The organism is Paenibacillus filicis (assembly GCF_038070315.1).
Classification (GTDB): Bacteria; Bacillota; Bacilli; order Paenibacillales; family NBRC-103111; genus Paenibacillus_G; species Paenibacillus_G filicis.
In genome coordinates this window covers 47236-70881 of the sequence record NZ_JBBPCC010000011.1, presented here as the reverse complement: position 1 = coordinate 70881, position 23646 = coordinate 47236, and the positions used below count along the sequence as shown (strand labels likewise).

The following is a 23646-nucleotide window of genomic DNA, read 5'->3' as shown; positions in this document are numbered from 1 at the left end:
TTTACCCCCCCAATTGCATAACAAAAGCGGCTACCTGCTCCATGCGCATGCCGCGAGATCCCTTGATCAGCACTACATCCTGTGGCCCTGCGACAGCCCGCAGTGCCGTCGCCAGTTCCTCTTTATCCTGAAAATGCCGGACGGCTCCGTCCGGAAACCGTTCCCCTGCTCCATCGGTCAGATGCTTCGATAGCGGACCGAAGGCGAATACCCCTGTCACTTGAGCCGGGTCCAGGAACCGCCCGATCTCCCGGTGCAGCTCGGCCTCGTCCGGTCCCAGCTCCAGCATGTCACCGAGACACGCGAATTTCCGACCGAAGCCCTCGGCTTCATGAAGCAGCGTCAATGCCGCTCTCATAGCCGTAGGACTGGCGTTGTAGGCATCGTTCCAGACGGTCAGCCCGTCCGGTGCCTGCAGCACCTCGATCCGCATGCCCGTTACCTTGACTTCCGCCAGGCCCCTAGCGATCGAAGCATCATCCAGTCCGAAATAACGTCCGACCGCACAGGCAGCCAGCGCATTGGCTACATTATGCGCGCCAAGCAGCGGGATGTAAAATTCCTGTTCGCCCGACTCGCCCAAGGTAAAGTGCGAGCCTTTCCTATCCATGCTTATGCCGGACGGAAACAAGTCATTCCCCTCAGACGGCCCGAACCGCACACGGCCATAGTCGCCCGGCGTTCTGACACCGGATTGCTCCAGCTCCGCCAGCGCGGTCTCCATCAGGGACTCATCGCCATTGTACACAAGCGTCCCGCCCGGCTGCAAGCCTGCCAGGATCTCCGTCTTCGCCCGGGCGATCTCCATCCTGCTTCCAAGCTGAAGCAGATGGGCGTCGCCTATATTCGTAATGATCGCGATCTCCGGCTCCGCCAGACGCGAGAGCAGCTCAATTTCCCCTCGGCCGCTCATGCCCATCTCCAGCACAACAATTTCCGTATCCTCTTCAAGCTCCAGCAGCGTGAGCGGAAGACCGATATGATTGTTATAATTACCGCCGGTCTTGTGAACCCGGAATGCCGTGGACAGCACGGAAGCCGTCAGATCCTTGGTCGTCGTCTTGCCGTTGCTGCCCGTGATGCCCACGATCCGGGCCGGCAGCTGCTCCCTGTAGGCGACAGCCAGACGCTGGAGCGCCTCCAGGCAGTCATCCACCAGGATCAGCGGTCTTCCCTGTGGCGGTGAGAGCCGGTCCTGCTGCCACAGGGAAGCCACTGCTCCGCGTTCGAACGCCGTCTCGGCAAAGAGATGACCATCGAATGCATCGCCGATCAATGGAATATACAAATTGCCGGGAGCCAGTGTACGCGTATCCTTGGACACACCGCTGACGGAAAGCCCGCCATAGGAGGCATTCTGAAGCTTGCCTCCCGCCATCGCGGCTATTTCTTCCAAAGTTCGTTGAATCACGTCAAATCTCCCCTTATCGCTTGTCTTGCAATCAGCCGGTCGTCGAACGGATGCTTGACGCCGCCAATCTCCTGATACGTTTCATGTCCCTTGCCGGCGATCAGTACCACGTCCTTAGCTGTGGCTCTTCCGACTGCCCGGCGGATCGCTTCCTTGCGGTCGGCGAGCAGCTCGTAACGATCGGAAGATGCTCCTGCCGCCAGCACGCCCGGCTCAATATCAAGCAGTATGCGCTCAGGATCCTCCGTACGCGGATTATCGCTAGTCACATACACATAGTCGCTGTACTTGGCGGCAATCGCTCCCATGACCGGTCGCTTCGTGCGGTCTCGGCTGCCTCCGCAGCCGAAGACGCTGATCACTCGTCCCTCAGCAAACTGCCGAATCGTCGACAGCGCATTCTCCAGTCCATCAGGCGTATGCGCGTAATCCACAAGCACTAGATAAGGCTGACCTTCGCTAACGACCTCCATGCGCCCTTCCACGCCCTGCAGGCGTGCCAGACTCTCTGCAATACGCTCCAGCTCTAAACCCTCTGCCAGAGAAGCTGTGACAGCTGCAAGCGTATTGTACACATTGAAGAGTCCGACCACACGGATCTCGATCTCGGCGCTGCCCTTGAATGTGACACAGCGGAAGCGGGTTCCGCCTCCGGTCATGACGATCCCCTCGGCCCTGACGTCGGCTGCCGGGTTATCGATGCCATAGGTAAGCGTTTGTGCAGCCGTCACTTGCCGGAAGACTTCGGAAGCGGGATCATCCGCATTCAGCACGGCGAATTGCCCATCTGCCGGATCAGCTGCATACTCATTGCCCAATCTGGAGAACAGCAGACTCTTGGCCTCGCGATAGCGTTCCATCGTTCCGTGATAGTCCAGATGATCCTGCGTAAGGTTCGTAAAGATCGCTGTACGGAAGCGGCAGCCCTTCACCCGGCCCATATCCAGACCGTGCGAGGAAACCTCCATCAGCGTATAATCCGTGCCGCAATCCGCCATCTCGCGCAGCACACGCTGCAGCTCCAGCGCCTCCTGCGTATTCGTCGCCTTATTCTCCCGGTATTCAGTTCCTACCTTAATATGGATATTGCCCATCAGGCCGGTCCTATACCCCAGATCGCTCAGAATATGCTCAAGAATATAGGTCGTTGTTGTTTTGCCATTCGTCCCCGTGATGCCGATCAGCTTCAGCTCGCGGCTCGGATGGCTATAGTACACATTCGCCAGAAACGCCATCGCGCTTCTAGCATCACGAACCACCAGCACCGGAACGCCCAGCTCAAGCTCGCGTTCGGCAACCAGGGCGACTGCACCGCGCCGGACGGCTGTCTCGGCATAGTCATGACCGTCGCTCGTCAGACCGGGGATGCAAAAAAATACGTCCCCCGTCTTCACCTTCCGGGAGTCCATGGCGAGTCCGGTGACCTCCGTATCGCCGTCGCCGATCAACCGGCTTACGAGAAGCTGGGCGAACAATTCCTTCAGCCGCATTGAACATCCCTCCGTTTTACACATGGTATCTATTATGTACAAAAAATAGTACGCTGAAAAGCCTATTTTACTATGATCTGTTGAAAATATCCCGAACCCTGTCCCAAAAAGACGGCTCCCGCACGGCCGGCTGCACGATTGTCGGAGCCTGTTCGCCTTGCGTTCCCGTGTCAGACAAGTAGATACGGATGGTAGAACCCTGCTCGACGCGGCTTCCTGCCTTCGGCACCTGATTGATCACCGTTTTCCCCGCACCTGACTGCGCCAGTTGGAAGTTCATGTTCAAGTCCTCGTAGATATCCGTAATCGTACGGCCTACCAGATCGGGCACGACCACGACCGGCGTGTCCCCATACACGTACTTGCGGTTTATCTGATCCTGGCGCGGTGGAACCTTCATGTAGCGCAAGGTGTCGGCCAGCATATTTTTTACCAGCGGTGCTGCGATCACACCGCCGAACTGGATGCCCTGCGGATCGTCGACAGCGGCATAGATGACAACCTTCGGATCGTCTGCAGGCGCGAAGCCGATGAAGGACACGATATGCTCATCGGAGGAGTACCGACCATTGATCACCTTCTGCGCCGTTCCCGTCTTGCCCCCTACGCGGTAGCCATCGATAAAGGCGTTGCGTCCGGTTCCGTTGGCGACGACGCTCTCCAGCGTCTCCCGGACCTGCTTGGACGTTTCCTCCGAGATCACCTGGCGCACGAGATTGGGTTCAACCTTCTGCACCAGTTCCCCGTTCTCCGGCTTATACCAAGCCCTCGCCACATGAGGCTGATACAGCTTGCCGCCGTTGATCGCAGCCGAGATGGCGGTCACCTGCTGGATCGGGGTCACCGATACGCCTTGGCCAAATGAAGTCGTAGCCAGCTCGACAGGCCCGACACGGGACGGCTTGAACATAATGCCGTTCTCTTCCCCGCCGAGATCGATCCCCGTCTTCTTGCCGAAGCCGAAATTGCTGATATAGCTGAACAGCTTCTCCTTGCCCAGACGGTCTCCCATCACGACGAAGCCCGGGTTGCAGGAGTTCTCCACCACCTGCAGGAAGGTCTCGCTGCCATGGCCCTGACGCTTCCAGCAGCGCAGACGCGCACCAGCTACCTCGATCGAGCCCTTGTCGTAGAACGGATCGGTCAGCTTGATCTTCTTCTCCTCCAGTGCGGAGGCGAGCGTAATAATCTTGAACGTCGAGCCCGGCTCATACGTCATCCAGATCGGCAGGTTGCGGTTGTAGTTCTCCACCGGGTAAGCCCCGTAGTTGCCCGGCTCGAAGCCCGGCCGCGAGCCCATAGCTAGAATTTCCCCGTTGTTCGGGTCCATCGCGATGGCGATCACATGCTTCGGCTGGTACTTGACCATGGTCTGATCCAGCTCGCGCTCCAGAATGGCCTGGATGTTGCTGTCGATCGTAAGCTGCAGATTCAGCCCGTCCTGCGGCTGACGGTACAGCTCACTCGAGCCGGGCATCGGTTTGCCTGCCGCATCCACCATATGCTGAATGCTGCCGTTGATGCCCTGCAGCAGCTTGTCATACCTCAATTCTACGCCGGTGAGCCCCTGATTATAGCCGCCCGTGAAGCCCAGAATATGCGCAGCCAAGCCTCCGAACGGATAATAGCGCTTATTATCCTCAGCCACAACGATGCCCGGAAGCTGCAGATTGCGGATTTCCTGTGCCTTCTCCTGCGTAATCTTGCGGCCTCCGGGCTTGATATACACTTGCGATTGGCGGACGATGATCTGCTTGTAGATTGTCTCTTGGTCCGTTCCGAGCGCCTCGGCCAGACGGGCTGCCGTCATGCTCGGATCCTTGATCTGGACAGGAATAGCCATCACTGTCGGCGTGCTGATGTTATAAGCAAGCTGAACGCCGTTGCGGTCCAGCACTTCTCCCCGCTTGGCCGTCACTTTGATATCCCGGCGCCAGTTCTCCTCCGCCTCCTGGGTAAGCTTCGGCCCCATCCAGATCTGCACATACGCGAGCCGCACCACCAGCGCGAGGAACAGAATCGTACCTATGATCAGTGCGGCGAATAATCGTCGGCGAACCGTTACGTTCGATGCTTTCATGCCCGCTTCGTCCCTTCCTGAACAAGAATGGTTTCATAACATCCCTATTCAGGACAACCCGTGGTTAGAACAAGCTATCGGGTGGTCTGGTTCTCTTTGGACGAAGAGGCGGAGCCTGATTTCGCGCCACCTTGCGTATTTGTTTTCGTTCCTGCCGCTGATCCGTTATCGGCTGTATTATTTTTGGCTGGCGCCTTCTCGTCTTTCTTCGCGGAATCTCCCGCAGGCTCATTAATAAGCTCGCTGTACGGACGCAGCGTCAGTGTCAAGTTGCGGCTCTCGCCTTCCCCGCTGAGGGACTGATCCGCTACATAGCCTTCACCCGTAGATTGGCAGGTCATTGCCAGCAGAGAGCACACTTCTAGAGCGTCCCGGAACGATTTGCCGATCAGATTAGGCACGGCAACATCTGCCGCTTTATCCATCAATACATAGATTCGTTGAGAGGTTCCGATTTCAGTATCAGCCGCCGGATTTTGGCCAAGCACGGCACTTCCTTTGCCGAGTGGCTCCACCGTGATTCCTAGCTTATTCATCTGGCCCTTCGCTTGATCCAGACTTAGGCCCGTCAGATCAGGCATCTTCGTCTTCTCGACCACAGCCGGCGTCTTCGGCGGAGCCACCACCGATGGCGCAATACCCAGGTAACGCAACGTCTGGGAGACGATCTCCCGGAACGCCGGAGCCGCCACCTCGCCGCCGCGGTGGTAGTCGCCTCCGAGATCCGGCTCGTCAGCTACGATAGCCACGAGGATGCGGGGATTTTCCAGAGGCGCATAGCCGATGAACGAGATGACCCATTTACCCTCGGCATAGCGTTTCTCTCCTGGAAGTACCTTGTTGGCCGTACCGGTTTTGCCAGCAATCCGGTAGCCATCAATATAAGCCTGTCTACCGGTTCCGATCGCCTGGTCGGCGACGACCTGCTCGAGATACTCGCCGACCTGCTTCGAGGTTTTTTCGGAGATTACCTGGCGAATGACCTCGGGCTCCGTTTTCTTTACAGTTTCGCCAGTCTCAGGATCCATAATTTCTTTGACGACATAGGGTCTCATCAGCTTGCCCCCGTTGGCTACGGCCGCGTAGGCGGAGGTTTGCTGCAGCAGCGTAGCCGTCAGGCCTTGCCCATATGTCGCGGTCGCATATTCCGGAGCGTACTTCATGTTGACGATCCCCTTCACTTCGCCGGGGATATCGATGCCGGTTCTCGATCCAAAGCCAAACTTGTCGATATATTGGCGCAGCCGCTCATTCCCCAGCTTCTCAAGACCCAGTTTGACGAAAGCTACGTTACTTGAACGCTTTAGACCTTCTAAGAAAGAAATCCGTCCCCATCCCGAAATATTATGGTCATGCAGCGTCCGGTCCGCTACGCGAACAGAACCCGATTGAAACGGTTCCTCCGGGTTGAACAGCCCTTCTTCGACCGCCCCGGCCAGCGTGACAATCTTGAACGTCGAACCAGGCTCATACTGGGAAGCAATCGCGTGGTTCATAAAATCGCGCGGGTCCTTCGTATCCCAATATCTGTTCGGGTTGAAGCTCGGAGCGTTAGCCATCCCGAGGATCTCCATCGTGTGCGGGTCTACGGCAATGGCGGTCATGCTTTTGGGCTTAAACTTGTCATACATTTTGTCAATCGCGCTTTCCATATAAAACTGGATGTTTTTGTCGATCGTCAGCTTGATGTTATTACCATTGACGGCCGGGGTATAGCGGTTCTTGGGATCAGGAAGCCCGACACCCCTTGGCGCTTTTTCGTAGTAAAGGGCACCCGGCTCTCCCTTCAGATAGTCGTTAAGCGTTTGCTCGAGCCCCATAATCGGCTTATTTTCCTTGTTCATATAGCCAATCAGGTGGGAAGCGAGCTTTTCGGCTGGATAAAAGCGCTTTTGCTCGGGAAGCAGCACGATTCCGGTATCGATATTCCGCTGATTAGGTGTGAGCTTCAAGGCATCCTGCTGAGTTTTCAGCTTGAGCTTCAGTTCCTCGCGCAGCGCCTTGACTCTGTCGCCGACGACAGCATCGATCTTCCAGCCATCGTTTCCCAGCATCGTTTCTCCTAGAAGGGTTTTCCCGTCTTCGCGCGTTTTATTCAGCCGTGAACGAATAAACGCCTCCATGGCCGACACAGCTCCCGGATCATTCTCTGGTGCAAGGATAGGCGCCAAACCTTTGACGATATCAAGCTCTAATCCTTGGTTTTGAATCGTCTGCGGATACAAGACAATCGTATAGGCCGGAGCGTCCTCGGCAAGCAGCTTACCGTTGCGGTCCATAATCGATCCGCGAATAGGCGGAATCTTCTCATCCAATTCCCATTTTGTCTTCGCCTGGGCGAGCAGCCATTCCCCCTGCACAACCTGCACGAAATAGAGCCGGACCACCACAACAGCAAAAAGGAGGGTGAATGCCCCTCCGATCAGCAGCGAACGTAGTTTTACTTTTTTCGTCATCGCTTATATCCCCCTTGTTCCTCTCGGATCAGGGCTGATCCTTCGTCTTCTTCGCAGTTGCCGTCGATTTCGTGTCCGTCGTCTTGGAGTTCGCAGCCTTGCCGGCGTTTGGCTTCACCTGGTTCGGATCGGCCGTGCTGAAGCCGAGCTCCTTGGCCTGCTCCAGCATGCGGTGGGGCTCAATCGCAGCATCCAGCTTCTGCTTCAGAATGCTGTTTTCCGACTCCAGCTTCGTAATCTTCTGCTCGATCGTTCGGATCTGAGAGCTCATCTCATAGATTTGCGCGTAGCGGAAAATAATGACGCCCGCTACAACAACGCAAATGGCAACGGTGAATAAATATAGCAGCTTCTCCTGCAGAGGCAGCGTTTTCCTGCGATAAACGACCCGCTTCGTTTCCTGAACCTTGGGCTTCTGCTGCTGCTCCGTCCGCTGTTCTACTGCGAGATTCCCATGCATGTATGCCGGCAACTAGGTTTCCTCCTTTATTCCTTCTATCAGCTTTCTGTATCGATACGTTAGGTTGACAGCTTCTCGGCGACTCTTAGCTTGGAGGATCTTGCACGCGGATTAGCTTCCAGCTCCTCGCTGCCCGGCTCGATAGGCTTGCGGTTCACCAGCTTTAGCTCCCCCTGCGGATTGCAGATGCACACAGGGAAATCCGGCGGGCATGTACACTTCGCGATGTACCCAGCGAAGGTTTGCTTGCAGATCCGATCCTCCAGGGAGTGGAACGTGATGACGGCTACCCGTCCGCCTGGAGCGAGACAGCGTACCGATTGCTTGAGCGCATCTTCGAAGGCTCCGAGCTCATCGTTCACCGCGATACGCAGCGCCTGGAAGCTCCGCTTGGCCGGATGAGGGCCTGTACGACGGGCAGCGGCAGGAATACCTTCCTTGATCAGCTCGACCAGTTGCCCGGTTGTCTCGATCGGAGCCACGCTCCGCGCAGCGACAATCTTGGCTGCGATCCTGCGGGAGAACTTCTCCTCGCCATATTCGAATAAAATATCGGCGATTTCCTTCTCCGACCAATCATTCACAATATCCTTGGCCGTCAGAGGCGCCGTCTGGTCCATGCGCATGTCCAACTCGGCGTCATAGTTATAGCTGAAGCCTCTGTCGGCTTCATCGAGCTGGGGCGACGATACGCCGAGATCGAAGAGTATCCCGTTCACCTGGGGCTTACCGTCGCGGCATGCCTCCGGTATTTTCGCCAGCTCCTGCTCCAGGTAACGGAAGTTGCTGCGCACCAGCCGTACCCGGTCCCAAACGCCAGCTAGGCGTTCCTTGGCATTCGCCAGTGCCGCATCGTCTTGATCGAAGGCGATGAGCAGCCCGCCCGGTCCAAGCCGAGAGGCAATCTCCAGGCTATGCCCGGCACCTCCAAGCGTACAATCGACATAAATCCCGTCAGACTGAATATGTAAACCTTCCACCGCTTCTTGTTTAAGTACAGTCACATGATGAAACACGGCTTCATCCTCCTACATCGGCATGCTGCCGGGCTAAAAATCAAAATTGAAGTCGACGAGCTTCTCTGCAATTTCCGCAAACGATTCTTCGGACTGCTGGAAATAGCTTTCCCAGATCGCCTTGCTCCAAATCTCCACCCGATTGGAAACGCCGATGACGGCGCAATCTTTCTCGAGCTTGGCATGGTCAACGAGCATATTGGGCAGATTGACCCGACCCTGCTTGTCAAGCTCGCACTCCGTTGCGCCGGAAAAGAAAAAACGCGTGAAAGCGCGGGCATCCGATTTCATCAAAGGCAGCGCTTTAAGCTTTTGTTCCAAAACCGACCATTCCTGCATGGGGTAAACGAACAAGCATTGATCCAAACCACGGGTGACGATGAATGATGCTCCGAGGGCTTCGCGAAACTTAGCCGGGATAATCATTCGGCCTTTTTCGTCGATCGTATGCTGATATTCCCCCATGAACACCACTTGCCACCCCCTTTTTACCCACTTTACCCCACTTTCCACCACCTGTACAGTAACTATTCTCCTAAATATACGAAAATCCTGCTTCTCCGAAAGAAGAAGCAGGATTTTTTTGAGAACGTTCCGTCTATTCCATTCGATCAGGCTTTTGTTCTGTGGTCTGTACAGTCTTGGGTTCCGTTGTCAGTGGGCCTTGTTGCCCCCTATCCTCGTTATCCGCCAGCTTCGGAGCAGGCTCTTCTTGCCTCCGGGAGGCTTCCAGCAGGCGGTTCGCCTCCACCTGTTGACGCCGCAATTCAGCCTGACCTGCCTTGCGTTTGCGTCTGACCCACCAGATGGGGAGACCTACCAGCACGACCACCACTAGAACAGGCAGTGCGCCGGCTGCGACGACCACGATACCCTGGAACAACCAGCCCAGCGCCGCCATCGAGCCGTCCAGTGCCTGGGCAGCGCGCTTGAAGAGCGGACCGCGGTCCGAAGCGCCGATGACTTCGGCGGAAGCCATCTTTTGAATGATATACAATTCAATTGTGGAGAAAGAAACATGCTGCTCCAGATACCGCATCCTTCCCTTGATCCGTTCGATTTCTTCCTGTACCTTGCCAAGTTCCGTGGAGAAGGACACAAGCTCCTCGGTTTTGGTCGCTTTTTCCATGAAGGCAGTCAGCCGGGACTCCATTAGCTCCTTAGCCTTCAGGCGGGAAGTCAGATCCACATACTCTTCGGTTACATCCTGGCCCTCCATCGATTTGCGCATCGTCGGATTGATCTTACTGAACTCAGTTAATAGAGAATTGAACCCGGCGGCCGGAACCTTGATGACGAAGGAGCCATACTTCTCCTTGGCCGATGTGTTCTCGCTGAATTGCAGCACATAGCCCCCTGCTTTCCGCACCGCCTCCTGCACAAGTGCCTCCGTGTCCTTGTAACTTTCAACCTGCATGTTCAGATTGGCTTTGTATATAATCTTGCGGCTGAAGGGATCCTCCGCAGCCGTCTGTCCATTCCCGTTAAACCCCGGTCCCGCATCCTTCGCAGAAGGCTTGCCCTCCGAGCTGGCCTCCGCAGGACGGTTGTTGTCAGCTTGCGGCGACTCCTGCTTGCTATTCGCGGCTGTATTGGAACTAGACTTATCCATATCCGCCGCACCGCAGCCGGTAACAAGCATAATAGTTGCCAGACCTACGAGCGCAACCTTTACTCCCCGTTTACCTGACCTTTTATGCCCCATCAGCAAACCTGGCCACCAAAATCCGCCTATACCCACAGGTCGTGCATCTGAAGGATTGCTTCTGTGTTTTTGCATATCCCAGCCCCCTTGATCTTATGTAGGTAGTGTATTTCCGAGGAAATATATACACCCGCTACCCCTCTAACGCACAAGATCCGCCGGTTGTTGCATCAGCTTTACACCTAAGCGTTTTTTCCTGGTAAAATTGTGCTATACTTCTAGTTACGAATACCGGAGTTAGCAGGAGGACGGCTTCTCATGATTAACGCACAACGTTGGAGTGTCATTATTCTCTTCGTCATCTTTATTATCGTCATGGTTTGGGGCAATCGGCATTGGGAACAATCCATTCGCCAGCAGGGAGCGCGACCCGCATCAGCAGCCAATCAGCCGCTCAACAGCGCACCGGTGAAGGCAGCGGATACCCCCTCCGTCTCCGATCAGCAGCAGATTATTCCTCCTGTTGCCCCCTCACAAACAGGAGGCGGCAACACGGTGACCTTACCGGGAGGCAACCAGCAGGGCAGCGAGACCAAGCCGCCATCCCCTCCGAAGACGGAGGCTCCCCCTGTTCAGAAGCAGGGAACAGGCGAGAAGACAAATACGAAGACGACGACGGCTGTTACCAAATCCGTTTATCAGAGGTAGGCGATTGCCTTGCTCCATCATGCATCGGGTCAAGCATCCTCTTCAGGAAATCTGATTTGAAGCGGCCTATTCGGATTAGCAGGGGATACGCGACGGTAGCCCCGGAAGCCATATTACATGCTGATCTGAACCAGGCGCCGGTTCATGCTGTACGCTCATTCACAATTGCAAGGCATGCGAAAGAACCGCCCGCTATGCACATTCATAGACGGACGGTTCTTTCGCATGTACGGGTTATGTAGGGCCTGCCGCTAGAAGCGCCAGGCCTGTTTGTTTTTAATGCTCAGTCCAGCTGTCCAGGTAGTTTTTCTGCTCATCGGTCAACGCGTCGATACCGAAGCCCAGAGCCGCCAGCTTGAAGCGAGCGACCTGCTCATCCAGCTCGTAAGGCACATTCACAACCTTGCTGCCGATCTGCTTGTAGTTATCGTTCACATATTTCAAGGACACTGCCTGCAGGGCGAACGTCATATCCATAATTTCCGCAGGATGTCCGTCGCCAGCGGCCAGGTTCACGAGACGGCCTTCCGCTAGAATGTAAAACTTGCGACCGTCCTGCAGCGTGTATTCTTCGATGTTGCGACGTACCGTACGTTTGGAGACGGACAGCGCCTCAAGCTCCGGCTTATTCACCTCAACGTCGAAATGACCGGCGTTGGACAAGATTGCGCCGTCCTTCATCACTTTGTAGTGCTCGCCGCGGATCACGTCGCGGTTGCCCGTCACGGTGACGAAGAAGTCACCCAGCTTGGCAGCCTCAATCATCGGCATCACGGCAAAGCCGTCCATATACGCTTCCACGGCTTTGATCGCATCGATCTCCGTAACGATGACGTTCGCGCCCAATCCTTTTGCACGAAGTGCTACGCCTTTGCCGCACCAGCCATAGCCGACGACAACGACGGTTTTACCCGCAACCACCAAGTTCGTCGTCCGGTTGATGCCATCCCAGACCGATTGCCCGGTGCCATAACGGTTATCGAACAAATGTTTGCAGTAGGCATCGTTAACCGCCACCATGGGGAATTGCAGCTGGCCTTCCTTCTCCAGCGCCTTCAGACGCAGAATGCCAGTCGTCGTCTCTTCAGCGCCGCCCCGTACATTCTTAGCCAGATCCTTACGCTCGGAATGAAGGATCGTCACGAGGTCGCCGCCGTCATCGATAATCAGGTCCGGCTCGGTCTCCAGCGTCTTGATCATCAGTTCCTTGTATTCGGCAGGGTCCGGATTGTACTTCGCGAATACGGTAATGCCGTCTTCCACCAGCGCCGCACATACATCGTCCTGGGTAGACAACGGGTTGCTTCCGCAAATGGTTACATCGGCGCCACCCGCTTGCACAACCTTGGCCAGATAAGCGGTTTTAGCTTCTAGGTGAAGGGCAATCGCTACCTTCAACCCTTTGAAGGGCTGCTCTTTCTCGAATTGCTCACGGATCTTATTCAATACTGGCATATGGGCATTAACCCAATCGATTTTCAAATGTCCCTCGGGTGCGAGCGCGATGTCGCGAATAATACTGCGGTTTTCCGTGCTATTAGCCAATGTGCATACCTCCTAAATATAATTCCACCTATATCACATATAACAGATACGCAGCTTGCCGTCGAGGGGAACATTCGCCCGCACTAGCTCAAACAGCCAGTCCTCCCCGTATTTGTTCAAATATGCTGCTATATTCAGCACCCGCTCCTGCGGTTTCCCCCCAGGGTTCAGGGATTGCCCTACACGGGCAAATTGGCGAAGTCCAGCCTCGTTCTGTGTACGTAGTCCGTCCTCTGCCTTGTTGCGTAAAAAATCCATCTGCTCGACGATCTTGCCGATATTGGTCGCTCCCAGCGCCTGCAGCCCAGGGTTAATCTGACCCAGCGAAGCCACCAGCGGCTCATAATCGGCCTTGAAGCGCTCTACAACCTCTGCAAACCGGCGCTCCACCTGCCATTCATCCTGCTGTCGCAGCCAAGCCTCCTGCTTCTCCTCCAACCGCTCCATCACGTCGTCAAGCGTAAGCTCGAGCTTCTTCATATTTTTCTGAACAGAGCCTTCGAGGAGGGTGAACACGAGGCGAGGAGCAACGACCGGCATCCGCATACCTAGCTTATGAAACGCCAGCTTCGTTTGTCCCCAATATACAATCTCGGCCGGACCTAATACGGTAGCCAATACGGGCAGCAGGTAATCCTGCATCAGAGGACGCGTCAGCACATTATTGCTCAGTCGGCTTGGAGTTTCATCTGCCCACCGCAGCACCTGATCCCGGCTGAAGCGGCGCTCGCCTCGGCGGTCCGTAAATCCCGTTCCCGATTCGTCCGCATACAACAGGATGCGCTCTCCGGCGTCATCGTAAACGAATAGATTAGCTCCCCGCGGGTGCAGCTCTACCTGAGGCTCGTAGCCTAGCGACTGCAGCTTGCTGCTTCCCTCCGCCAGAGCCAGGTTCAGCTCGCCGCTCTGCTCCACCAGCCTTCGGAACATCGGTCCTTCCAGCTCCCGCAGCGCGGGGTCGTCGGAATCCAGCAGCACCAGTCCTTCGCCGCCCAGCAGCGACGCCATCAGCCGCGCGAACGCATCGACCAGCGATGAGGAGCCCTGCACAGCCGCGCGCAGCCGCGCGACAAACCCTTCCTTATATTCCGTGGGCATCAGTGACTGCTCGAACAGGGCCAGCGCTTCCTCCCATTGTTCCGCCGTAATCACTGTCCGGCTCACAGATGTGCGTGGGCCGCCCGGATGCGCCAGCTTGATCTTCTCCAGCTTGTTGTCCGAGGTCAGCACCTGGACATGATTGGCTTCTTCAAAGTCATGATCCTCGCCGGCAATCCAGAATACCGGAATCACAGGCCGGGAAAGCCTCGCCTCCGCCTGACGTGCCGCCTGGATCAGAGAGACCGCCTTATAGAGAACGAGCAGCGGACCCGTGAACAAGCTCGCCTGCTGTCCGCCTACCACGCAAAGCGCACGGGGATCCCGCAGCCGCTCGATCGCGTTCAAAGCCTCAAGCCCATTGCCTGCGCGTTCATTGAACGCATAGAGTGCATCAGCCAACCTGCCGCGGTCTGCCCCGTAGGCACGCTCTGTATCCAGCCAGGCTGCCCGCTGCTCCCAGCCGGAGGCTGACCAAGGATTATAATCAAACAGTTCGCCCGTCTGGGCATACCGACGTATGTAGTCGTCCGTCAAAGGCTGGCCGGAATTCCAGTCGATCTCGTCCATCCGTAACATACCCGCCCGCCTCTCTTATGTTTGGTTAGTTGCCTCCCGTTTGTACGTAAGGCTGCAAACAACTTTATTGTACACAGGATAACCAGAATCGTCAAAAGAAAACAACACGCTGGGTAATCTCCCATGAGACAAGCCCTGTTATAATCCCCGCCAGCTCATGAATGACAAAAAAAGCTTGCCAGAAACGCATCGAAGCGTTCACGGCAAGCCTGTTTCTTCTAATATAAATGACACGCGGTAAAATGGCCCGGCTTCACTTCTTTGAACTCCGGCATCGCAGCCGCACATTCAGGCATCGCCTTCGGGCAGCGGGTCCGGAACGGGCAGCCGCTCGGCGGATTCAGCGGGCTTGGGATCTCGCCCTCGAGAATAATCCGCTCGCGCGTACGCTCAATTTCCGGGTCGGGGATCGGAATCGCGGACAGCAGGGATTGGGTATACGGATGCAGCGGATTCGCGTACAGCTCCTCCGCAGTCGTCACCTCAACCAGCTTCCCGAGATACATCACACCGATCCGGTCAGAGATATGCTTAACCATCGCCAGGTCATGCGCGATGAACAGATACGTAAGGCCGCGTTCCTTCTGCAGCTTCTTGAACAGATTGACGACCTGTGCTTGTACAGACACGTCCAAGGCCGAAATCGGCTCATCCGCGATGATGAACTGCGGCTCGATGGCCAGCGCCCGGGCAATCCCGATCCGCTGCCGCTGACCGCCAGAGAATTCATGCGGGAAACGGCTCGCATGCTCTTCGTTCAGACCTACCGCGTCCAGCAGCTCAGACACGCGCTCCTTGCGCTGACGGCCGGAGATAATGCCGTGAATATCCAGCCCTTCGGCGATGATATTGCCTACGGTCATCCGCGGATTGAGCGATGCATAGGGATCCTGGAACACCATCTGCATCTGGCGGCGGAATTCCTGCATTTTGCGTCCGCGCAGCTTATGAACGTTCTCGCCGTTGAACAGCACCTCGCCGTTCGTCGCTTCGTACAGACGGATGATCGTCCGGCCGGCCGTCGACTTGCCGCAGCCGGATTCACCGACCAGCCCGAAGGTTTCCCCGCGGTCGATCGAGAAGTTTAGATTATCCACAGCCTTCAGCGTTTTACCGCTGCCCAGATCAAAATGCTTCTGTAAATGTTTCACTTCCAGAATCGGTTGTTTGCTCATCGTGCCGTACCTCCCGCTTCTACCGGGCGCTCAACCTTCGGTGCATCCTCATGAAGCAGCCAGCAGGCCGCAGAATGCGTCTCGGTGAGCTGCGTCTGTTCCGGATCGTACTCCTGACATACCTTCATCGCGTATGGACACCGCGCAGCGAACGCACACCCCTTCGGCGGAGCGAACAGATCGGGAGGCGTGCCAGGTATCGGCACCAGCTCGCTGTTCTTCTCCTGATCAAGACGCGGAACGGAACGCAGAAGTCCCCAGGTGTACGGATGCCGGGATCGATAGAAGATTTCATCCACCGTTCCTTGCTCCACGACTTTGCCTGCATACATCACGACAACCCGCTGCGCCATCTCCGCCACGACGCCCAGGTCATGGGTAATGACGATGATCGCGGAGTCCGTCTGCTCCGACAGCTTCTTCATCAGATCAATAATCTGTGCCTGAATCGTCACGTCGAGCGCTGTCGTCGGCTCATCGGCGATAAGCAGCTTCGGATTACATGCGAGCGCAATGGCAATCATCACGCGCTGGCGCATCCCGCCAGAGAACTCATGCGGATACTGCTTCATGCGTCCTTGCGGATTCGAGATCCCGACCAGCGTCAAGATTTCGAGCGCCCGCTCATCAGCTGCAACGCGGCTCAAACCCTGATGCTTGATCAGACCTTCCGTGATTTGCTTGCCTACGGTCATCGTCGGGTTCAGCGATGTCATCGGGTCCTGAAAGATCATGCCCATTTCAGAGCCGCGAATCTTCTCCATCTTGGAGTTAGACAGCTTGGTGATCTCGGTCTTCCCGTCGAACAGGATCGAGCCGCTTTTAATAAAGCTGGGAGGTGTCGGAATCAGCCGCATGATCGTTTGCGCCGTAACGGACTTGCCGCAACCGGATTCGCCCACGATGGCGAGCACCTCACCTTTATTCAAATGAAAGGATACGCCGCGTACCGCTTGTACTTCACCGGCATACGTGCGGAAGGATACCCGCAGATCCTTAACTTCCAATATCGGTTTATTCTTACTCATCTATAGTCACCTCCGAATGAATGACTGCCTATTTACGCATCTTCGGATCGAGAGCATCACGCAGACCGTCGCCGAGCAGGTTGAAGCTCATCAAAATCAAGCTGAAAATAATCGTCGGGGAAACGACCCGGTGCGGGTACATCCGGATCGAGTTCGCACCGTCGGAGAGAAGCGAGCCGAGCGAAGCGAGCGGAACCCGTATACCAAGACCGATAAAACTTAAGAAGGACTCTACAAAAATCGCCGATGGCACGATAAATGTAATTTGAACAATAATCAAACCGAGCGCATTAGGCACCAAATGCTTCAAAATGATGCGGGCCCCGCCAGCACCAAGCGTTCTGGCCGCGAGTACGTACTCCTGCTCCTTGAGCTGCAGGACTTGACCGCGTACGAGCCTCGCCATGGGTACCCATCCGGTTATTGCATACGCAATAATGATGGTTTTGAAGCCCGGTCCTAATACGATAATGAGCAAAATGGAGATCAGCAGAAAAGGAATCGAATACACGATCTCGATGATCCGCTGCATAATATCGTCAACGCGTCCCCCATAGTATGCCGAGACGCCTCCGTAAATCACGCCGAACACCAAGTCGAGCAGCGCTGCCGTAAGCCCGATGGCGAGCGATATACGCGTCCCCCACCATACCCGGACCCACAGGTCGCGGCCGAAGTCGTCCGTGCCGAACCAGTGTTCAGCGGAAGGACCCAAGTTCTTGATATCATAATTCTGGGTAGCATAGTCGAACTTGGAGAAGATCGGCCCGAAGATCGACAGCAGCGCCAAAGTACAGAGCGTAATGAGACCAAACATGGCCAGCTTATTTTTCTTCAGGCGCCTCCAGGCATCCTTCCAATAAGTCAGCGAAGGCCGCACGATGGCATCGCGGCCGATCTGCTCACGTGAGGCGGGTTGAAACAGCTCTTTGGACACGCGCATCATTTGCTTGCTCCCTTCGTCAGACGAATCCGCGGATCAATCAATCCATAGATGATGTCCGTAATGAACAGCACAACCACGAGTATAAATGCATAGAAAATCGTCAAGCCCGTGATCATGGTATAGTCATTGGAATAAATCGACTGCACAAAATGCTTGCCCAGTCCAGGTACGACGAAAATCTGCTCGATAACGAGCGTACCGGTAATCAGACCGACAAATACAGGACCAAGTACCGTAACGACCGGCAGAATAGCATTTCGGATCGTATGCCGTATAACGATAGTCGATGAGGATAACCCCTTAGCCCTAGCGGTCTTGATATAGTCCTGATTCAAGACATCGAGCATCGAGGTACGCATCAGCCTGGCTAGGATGGCAATCGTACCGAAGGATAAGGCAAGCGCCGGCAGGATCCGCGATGAAGGGCCGGTCCACATGCCCGGAGGCAACCAGCCGAGCTTGACCCCGACAAAATAAGACAAAAGCGGCCCCAGTACGAAAGATGGAATCGAAATCCCCACGATCGCCGTGAACATCGCTGTTACGTCCAGACCCTTATTATGGTTAAGCGCGGCGATAATACCCAAGATAAGTCCGACCACAATCGCAACGGCGAGCGCCCAAAGCCCCAGCTCAAGCGACGCAGGAAAAGCCTGCTGGATGATGTCGGTCACTTTACGAGTCGGGAATGCATAAGACACGCCCAGATCGCCATGTAGGACATTATTCATGTATTTCAGATACTGCTCCCAAACCGGCTTATCCAGACCATACTGGGCATATAAAATCTGGCGCTGTTCGGCGGTCATTTTCTGTGAGTCTTCCCCAAACGGATCGCCTGGCAAGTTCTTCATCAGAACAAATGTAAACGTTACGATCAGCCACAGAGTGATCACCATATAAACCAGACGCCGCAGCAAGTAACGAAGCATGGCACACCTCCTGAACTAGTAAGAAAACTACTGAATCGAAGTCACTTTCATAGCGGACAGCTCGGCCACTGGCAGCCGAGCTGCTTCGCAAGCATAGTCATCCGAAGAGGCTATGTTTGAGAAACAGCTCCGCATTGCCTGATCCCTCACGAATCGGGGGATGACGAGCAAAAAGCGAGGCCGTTCTCCAAGATCAGAACGGCCCCCCTCTTTCACTTCACACAGCTCGGGCAGACGTATTACTTGATGCTAACCCAGCGAAGCTCCCACTCTTTGGACATAGCAGGCAGAATCAGCCCGTCCACGTTAGCGTTCTTCGCATAAGGACTTGTACGGAAGTACAGCGGATAGATCGGAGCATCCGTCATCAGCGTCTTCTCAGCATCGGCAAGCAGCTTGGCGCGTTTGGCCAAGTCTACTTCTTTGTCAGCGCCTTTTACGAGATCGTCATACGCTTGGCTGTTATATTGCACGTAGTTAAACGATTTGTTATCGGACAACCACATGTCGAGGAAGGTCATCGGGTCGTTGTAATCCGCGCCCCACAGTGCGATCAGAGCGTCAAAGTTGTTTTCCTGCATGTTTTTCACACGAAGCGCGAAAGGAAGCGGCTCGCCGTCGACGTCAACGCCGAGGTTTTGTTTCCATTGAGCTTGAATGAATTCGATCGTTTTCTTCGAAGTCTCGGTATCGTCGGAAGTCAGCTTGAACTTAGGCAGTGCCGTCATGTTCAGTTCTTTCAGACCTTCAGCCAGCAGCGCCTTGGCCTTCGCTACATCGAAAGCGGATTGAGTATCGCCAGCTGTTTTACGGAATTCTTGCTTATTGCCGTCGAGCATCGTTCCCGGAACCAAGCCTGTCGAAGGGATCGACGTTCCGCCGAGTACGACTTCGTTGTAGGCCTTGCGGTCAATCGCCATACCGAGCGCTTGACGAATCTTTGCGTTTCCGAACGCCGGGTTCTTCTTGTTTTGGAACATCACATAAGCGGATACGAATTCTTTCTTGATCGCCAGCTCAGGCTTGCCTTGGAACATCTTAGCTTGCTCACCGCGAAGCACAGTCAGATCCACTTGGTTCGTTTCAAACATGTTGAGCGACGTGTTAGGGTCTTTCACGATGTTGACGGTCACTTTGTTCAGCTTCACGTTGGCAGCGTCCCAATAGTTTTCGTTCTTAACCATAACGAGCTGCTGCTCATGATCCCATTTCTCCAGCTTGAAAGGACCTGCGCCGAGAACCTTGTCCGCATCTGCGCCGTTTTTGTCGGCTTGCTTGGTGACGAAGTCAGCTTTTTGCGGGAAGAACAATGGCATAGCCAATTGGTCTACGAAGAACGCAACCGGACGCTCCAGCGTGATTTCCAGCGTTTTGTCGTCCTTAGCTTTGATGCCCAGAGCAGCTTTCTTAGCTTCCAGCTCTTCAGGCTTTGCTTTGTTCAGATCATTACCACCCTTGATCCAAGCAAGCATGCTGGCATACTTGGCCTTGGTAGCAGGGTCCAGTGTACGCTGGTAAGCCCAAACGAAGTCATTGGCAGTCAGAGCGGATCCGTCTGCCCATTTCAGCCCGTCGCGCAGCGTGACGGTATATACGAGGCCGTCAGGCGAAATTTTAGGAAGCTCCTTGGCCAGAGCAGGTTGCGGCTTGCCGTCCGCATCCAAACGGTACAGGCCTTCGTTGACAGCGTTGAGGATCGTGAATGATGGGTTTGTAGTAGCAATGGAGCTATCCAATGCCGGCGGTTCTGCCGCCAAATTGATACGGATTTCTTGCGCCGGCGCTTTATTGTTGTTTGTTGCGCCGCCCCCTTGTTCCTGTGTCGTGCTGCTTGAGCATCCGGCAACGGTTGCGCCCAGCATGGCCGTAACAGAAGCCAGAACTAGAAGTTTATTCAACTTCATATGAATCCTCCTTTGTGAATATGTAATTATATGTTAATCCTGAAAAATATTCCAGAATTATCATCTGGTCAATTACATGGTCAATTCGCGGTCAATTACATGGTCAAATAAAGACAGCCATTTGATCATACATATTTCTCGACATTTTGTAAACATCTGTAACCGTTATCAATGAGAAATTATACAACCGAAGGTTAATAAAATCTAGTACTATTTTTTGTCATTGGTCAATTCTTGTTAGAAATTACAAAATGGTAGACTTCATTTGGTCACAAAAACAAAAAAAGAGCCTATGGATTAGGCTCCCTTTTCAGGTATCTTTTTATGCGTATGTAGGTCGTAAAAAAGCAGATATTCCGTTATGTACCCTGCTTCCGGAGGGGCATAGCTTACGATTGAAACATATACGTCCCGATCCCGACCACTAGCAGCAGCACGTAGCAGGCTGTCAATATGAGAAACCCGAGTCTGGACAGCGTCCTGGTAATTTTCATCAGGTTAACGCGCCCCTTCATCCGGGTCTGCATACTGCCGAGCAGTCCAGCCGCCACCAAAAATAGCAAAATAATCATCCATAGTAAAAAAGCAGAGCCGAATAAATTGCGGCTGATAAAGCCTACCGAACCGATTAGAAAAAGCGTGGTGATGTCCATACTGAGATGCGTCGCTCTGCGCTTATCGCCGGTCATACGGTATACGATGAACCAAGTGATAAAAAAAGCCACAAACGGCACAAGCGCAAGCAAAGTATACAATTGATGAAGCAGATTCCATATCACATTCATACCATCACCCGATTCGACCTTAATGGTTCAATCGTTTGCAGCTTTGCGGCTCTCCAGCGCCTTCACAAGCAGGTACACGCTCTGATGAGAGCGCAGTTCGAGCCCTGATTCACGGGCCAGCTCCAGCATACTGCCCGTAATCGCTTCAATCTCGGTCGGACGTTCTGCTCCCAGATCCTGAAGCATAGAAGAGCGGTTGGCCGCGGTACGCGTGCATACCTCCCGGACAGTCAGCCACAGGTCATTCTCCAGCCCGATGCCGTAAGCTTCAGCAAGGCGAGTGCCTTCATTCACCAGCTCATGCATGAGCTCAAGGGCTCCATCCAGCTCAAGTAACGTTCCATTATGTACTTGCAGAATCGCTGTCAGCGGATTTATCGCGGCATTGATCAGCAGCTTTTGCCAAATACGGCTTTTGATGTTATTCGACAGAAAACTGCGGAATCCTGCCATTTCCAGCTCTTTTACAAGTTTTTTTTTGGCTGCCTGGCTAAGCTGGGCCTCTAGCCCATCGGTGAACGAGCCGATATGAGTTTCCCCCTGTCCGGTGTGGGAGGAGGCTCTATCCGATAACCGCAGCGCGGCCTCCGTCGTTACAGCCAGCAGCAGACGCTCCGGATGGATACTTCGGGCCAGCTTCTCGGCATGCCCGATGCCATTCTGCAGGCAGACGACCCAGGTGTCTGGCCCCATTAGCCCCCGTATGCTCTCGGCCAGCTCCAAGGTTATGGCATGCTGCTTGACAGCCAGAATGATGAAGTGGGGGCCGTCCGCCCGTCCGGCGTCCTCGGCTTCCTTTATCCCCCCTCTGACTCTAACCGTTGGATCTGATAGCAACCGTACAGACGGCTCTGCCACAAGCTCGTGCTCTCCCGCTTCGAGCAGCGAGAGTCCACGCCCGGCAATAAGGCTGGCCTGCTCCTCCCGGCGCACCGCCATCTCGACAGATACCCCCGTCCGGGCCAGTCTGACGGCGAACAAGATGCCTAACGCTCCGGCGCCAATCAACGTATAGCGGCTCACACTTGCTCCCCCTTCGCAAACAACCTATTCTGTTCTCATTATAGCTCTTACTCATCGTAGCTGTCGCCAGAGAAAAACATAGGCACGCAAAAAGCCCCGGAATGATAGACGGATACGTGCTCCGCACTCCCATTCCGAGGCTTCCCTATGATTCTGTATGCAGACCCGATTGCTTAATCGATTCGCTCCAGGTTTCCGTTCTCGTCCATCTTAAATCGCGCTTTGGCTTCGTCGTCCTCCTCGGCCAGAAACGCCAGCTTGCGGGCACGGTCCATGATCTGGATCAGCGCTTTGTAATCGTCGTTGACGACCCGGTAATCCGTCGATACAGCGTTCACCTGCCTGCTCAGCAGATCATTTTCCCCGCGCAGCTTCTCCAGCTCGTCATGCTTCTCATTGATCTCCTTCTCAAGCTGCCGAAGATGACGGACCATCTCCTGGTAGCTGCCTTTCCACTGCCGGAGAAATCGAATGACCGCGTCGATCGACAGCTCCTCCACCACACCGTCGGAACGCAGTCCTGGCGGCTCGGCTACCTCGACGGCACCGGAAACGCTTGCGAATGCATTCGAATGCTTGCGCTGCTGGCTCCGCTTTTGTCTCTGTGCCTTGGCAATCTGAATCGCCGCTTCATATTTTTTCCGTACAAAGCTATTCCAGCGGAAGCCGCAAGCTGCAGCCGTTCTGCCTATCTTTTCTCCTACTTCCTCAAAAGCGGAAAGCTGCGTGCTTCCCTCTCGAATATGACGAAGCGTAACCTCCGCCAAGATCAAGTCGTCCTCGTCGCTCCATGCGTCCTGTCTAATTGCCGTCATCCATGCAGGCCTCCTAACCCCTCGCGTTATTCATCATCTATGATTGAACTATAGCTGAACGTGTTGTATTACTTTAACTCTATGCTTGTGGTAGAGTTCATAGAATACTTTTCTAGTAATTTGTATTGCCATTTTTCTCAGCCTTCATACATCATTCCTCAGATTTGCGCCCATACTATAAGAAGACATCTGCAAATGACTTAAATTCGTCACCGATTGGACATTTACACGAAACCGTGCTTTCGTTATAATGTTGGATAGTAATGTTCATTTCGAAACGTGACTGTAGAGAGGGGGATGCACAATGGATCGCATGTTTCGCGTACTCGGCTTCTGGACGCTCGCTATCGGCTTAATGGCTTTGGCTGGGGATTTGATTCCGATGGCTTTGGTCTTTTTCGCTCAGACTGCCGTCTTCGTACTGCTTGGTTACTTGAAGCTGTCCGAGCGCACCTACATATTATTATTTTGGGGTTACATGATTCTCTCGTTCACTGGTGTTACGTATTGGTCATTCTTCAAGATGTCCATCTAATCGGAACGAAAATCG

At 54.6% G+C, this 23646-nt stretch carries 20 protein-coding genes; 2 read left to right on the top strand and 18 right to left on the bottom strand.

All coding sequences use genetic code 11. The features are described from left to right. Nucleotide 1 precedes the first annotated feature (1 nt). From WMW72_RS17590 to WMW72_RS17555, 8 genes are all read right to left on the bottom strand, one after another. Nucleotides 2–1411: a UDP-N-acetylmuramoyl-tripeptide--D-alanyl-D-alanine ligase gene (locus WMW72_RS17590; RefSeq protein WP_341416837.1), complete on the bottom strand. Its 1410-nt coding sequence runs from the start codon at nucleotides 1409–1411 to the stop codon at nucleotides 2–4. Continuing rightward, a complete protein-coding gene (locus tag WMW72_RS17585) occupies nucleotides 1408–2901 on the bottom strand; it encodes a UDP-N-acetylmuramoyl-L-alanyl-D-glutamate--2,6-diaminopimelate ligase (RefSeq protein WP_341416836.1) in 1494 nt (497 codons plus the stop codon). Before WMW72_RS17585 ends, WMW72_RS17590 begins: the two co-directional genes overlap by 4 nt. A 70-nt stretch (nucleotides 2902–2971) precedes the next feature. Beyond that, nucleotides 2972–4981, bottom strand: coding sequence for a stage V sporulation protein D (locus WMW72_RS17580; protein ID WP_341416835.1), 2010 nt, complete (start codon nucleotides 4979–4981; stop codon nucleotides 2972–2974). Nucleotides 4982–5055: 74 nt separating this feature from the next. Next, a complete protein-coding gene (locus WMW72_RS17575; RefSeq protein ID WP_341416834.1) occupies nucleotides 5056–7437 on the bottom strand; it encodes a penicillin-binding transpeptidase domain-containing protein in 2382 nt (793 codons plus the stop codon). A gap of 28 nt (nucleotides 7438–7465) precedes the next feature. Continuing rightward, the gene (locus tag WMW72_RS17570) at nucleotides 7466–7909 is read right to left on the bottom strand and encodes a cell division protein FtsL (protein WP_341416833.1); all 444 of its coding nucleotides are present in this window, start codon (nucleotides 7907–7909) and stop codon (nucleotides 7466–7468) included. 47 nt (nucleotides 7910–7956) lie between these two features. After that, nucleotides 7957–8913, bottom strand: a complete 957-nt coding sequence (gene rsmH, locus WMW72_RS17565; protein ID WP_341416832.1) for a 16S rRNA (cytosine(1402)-N(4))-methyltransferase RsmH — start codon at nucleotides 8911–8913, stop codon at nucleotides 7957–7959. Nucleotides 8914–8946: 33 nt separating this feature from the next. Further along, entirely contained in the window at nucleotides 8947–9384 is a 438-nt protein-coding gene (gene mraZ / locus WMW72_RS17560; protein WP_341416831.1) for a division/cell wall cluster transcriptional repressor MraZ, read from the bottom strand. A 127-nt stretch (nucleotides 9385–9511) separates the two neighbouring features. After that, entirely contained in the window at nucleotides 9512–10693 is a 1182-nt protein-coding gene (locus tag WMW72_RS17555) for a DUF4349 domain-containing protein (RefSeq protein ID WP_341416830.1), read from the bottom strand. A gap of 183 nt (nucleotides 10694–10876) precedes the next feature. Between WMW72_RS17555 and WMW72_RS17550 the strand changes: the two genes are divergently transcribed. After that, nucleotides 10877–11266, top strand: a complete 390-nt coding sequence (locus tag WMW72_RS17550; RefSeq protein ID WP_341416829.1) for a hypothetical protein — start codon at nucleotides 10877–10879, stop codon at nucleotides 11264–11266. 276 nt (nucleotides 11267–11542) lie between these two features. Here WMW72_RS17550 and WMW72_RS17545 read toward each other — a convergent pair whose 3' ends face one another. From WMW72_RS17545 to WMW72_RS17500, 10 genes are all read right to left on the bottom strand, one after another. Further along, nucleotides 11543–12811 carry an adenosylhomocysteinase gene (locus WMW72_RS17545; RefSeq protein ID WP_341416828.1) on the bottom strand — a complete coding sequence of 423 codons (1269 nt, stop codon included), beginning with the start codon at nucleotides 12809–12811 and terminating at the stop codon, nucleotides 11543–11545. 33 nt (nucleotides 12812–12844) lie between these two features. After that, on the bottom strand, nucleotides 12845–14488 hold the full coding sequence (bshC, locus tag WMW72_RS17540; RefSeq protein ID WP_341416827.1) for a bacillithiol biosynthesis cysteine-adding enzyme BshC: 1644 nt from the start codon (nucleotides 14486–14488) through the stop codon (nucleotides 12845–12847). A 218-nt stretch (nucleotides 14489–14706) separates the two neighbouring features. Next, nucleotides 14707–15663: an ABC transporter ATP-binding protein gene (locus WMW72_RS17535; protein ID WP_341416826.1), complete on the bottom strand. Its 957-nt coding sequence runs from the start codon at nucleotides 15661–15663 to the stop codon at nucleotides 14707–14709. Continuing rightward, nucleotides 15660–16691: an ABC transporter ATP-binding protein gene (locus tag WMW72_RS17530; protein ID WP_341416824.1), complete on the bottom strand. Its 1032-nt coding sequence runs from the start codon at nucleotides 16689–16691 to the stop codon at nucleotides 15660–15662. Before WMW72_RS17530 ends, WMW72_RS17535 begins: the two co-directional genes overlap by 4 nt. A 28-nt stretch (nucleotides 16692–16719) precedes the next feature. Further along, the gene (locus tag WMW72_RS17525) at nucleotides 16720–17637 is read right to left on the bottom strand and encodes an ABC transporter permease (protein ID WP_423227560.1); all 918 of its coding nucleotides are present in this window, start codon (nucleotides 17635–17637) and stop codon (nucleotides 16720–16722) included. Continuing rightward, nucleotides 17634–18569, bottom strand: coding sequence for an ABC transporter permease (locus tag WMW72_RS17520; protein WP_341416822.1), 936 nt, complete (start codon nucleotides 18567–18569; stop codon nucleotides 17634–17636). The genes WMW72_RS17525 and WMW72_RS17520 overlap by 4 nt, the downstream gene beginning before the upstream one ends. A gap of 239 nt (nucleotides 18570–18808) precedes the next feature. Further along, a complete protein-coding gene (locus WMW72_RS17515; RefSeq protein ID WP_341416821.1) occupies nucleotides 18809–20473 on the bottom strand; it encodes a peptide ABC transporter substrate-binding protein in 1665 nt (554 codons plus the stop codon). Nucleotides 20474–20862: 389 nt separating this feature from the next. After that, nucleotides 20863–21258 (bottom strand): DUF3397 domain-containing protein, encoded by a 396-nt coding sequence (locus WMW72_RS17510; protein ID WP_341416820.1) that lies wholly within the window; start codon nucleotides 21256–21258, stop codon nucleotides 20863–20865. A gap of 27 nt (nucleotides 21259–21285) precedes the next feature. Then, complete coding sequence (locus WMW72_RS17505) at nucleotides 21286–22281, bottom strand: ketopantoate reductase family protein (RefSeq protein ID WP_341416819.1); 996 nt, start codon at nucleotides 22279–22281, stop codon at nucleotides 21286–21288. 173 nt (nucleotides 22282–22454) lie between these two features. Then, entirely contained in the window at nucleotides 22455–23096 is a 642-nt protein-coding gene (locus tag WMW72_RS17500; RefSeq protein WP_341416818.1) for an RsfA family transcriptional regulator, read from the bottom strand. Nucleotides 23097–23400: 304 nt separating this feature from the next. On the opposite strand from WMW72_RS17500, the gene WMW72_RS17495 reads away from it, so the two are divergent. Then, nucleotides 23401–23631 (top strand): DUF2626 domain-containing protein, encoded by a 231-nt coding sequence (locus WMW72_RS17495; protein ID WP_341416817.1) that lies wholly within the window; start codon nucleotides 23401–23403, stop codon nucleotides 23629–23631. Nucleotides 23632–23646 lie beyond the last annotated feature (15 nt).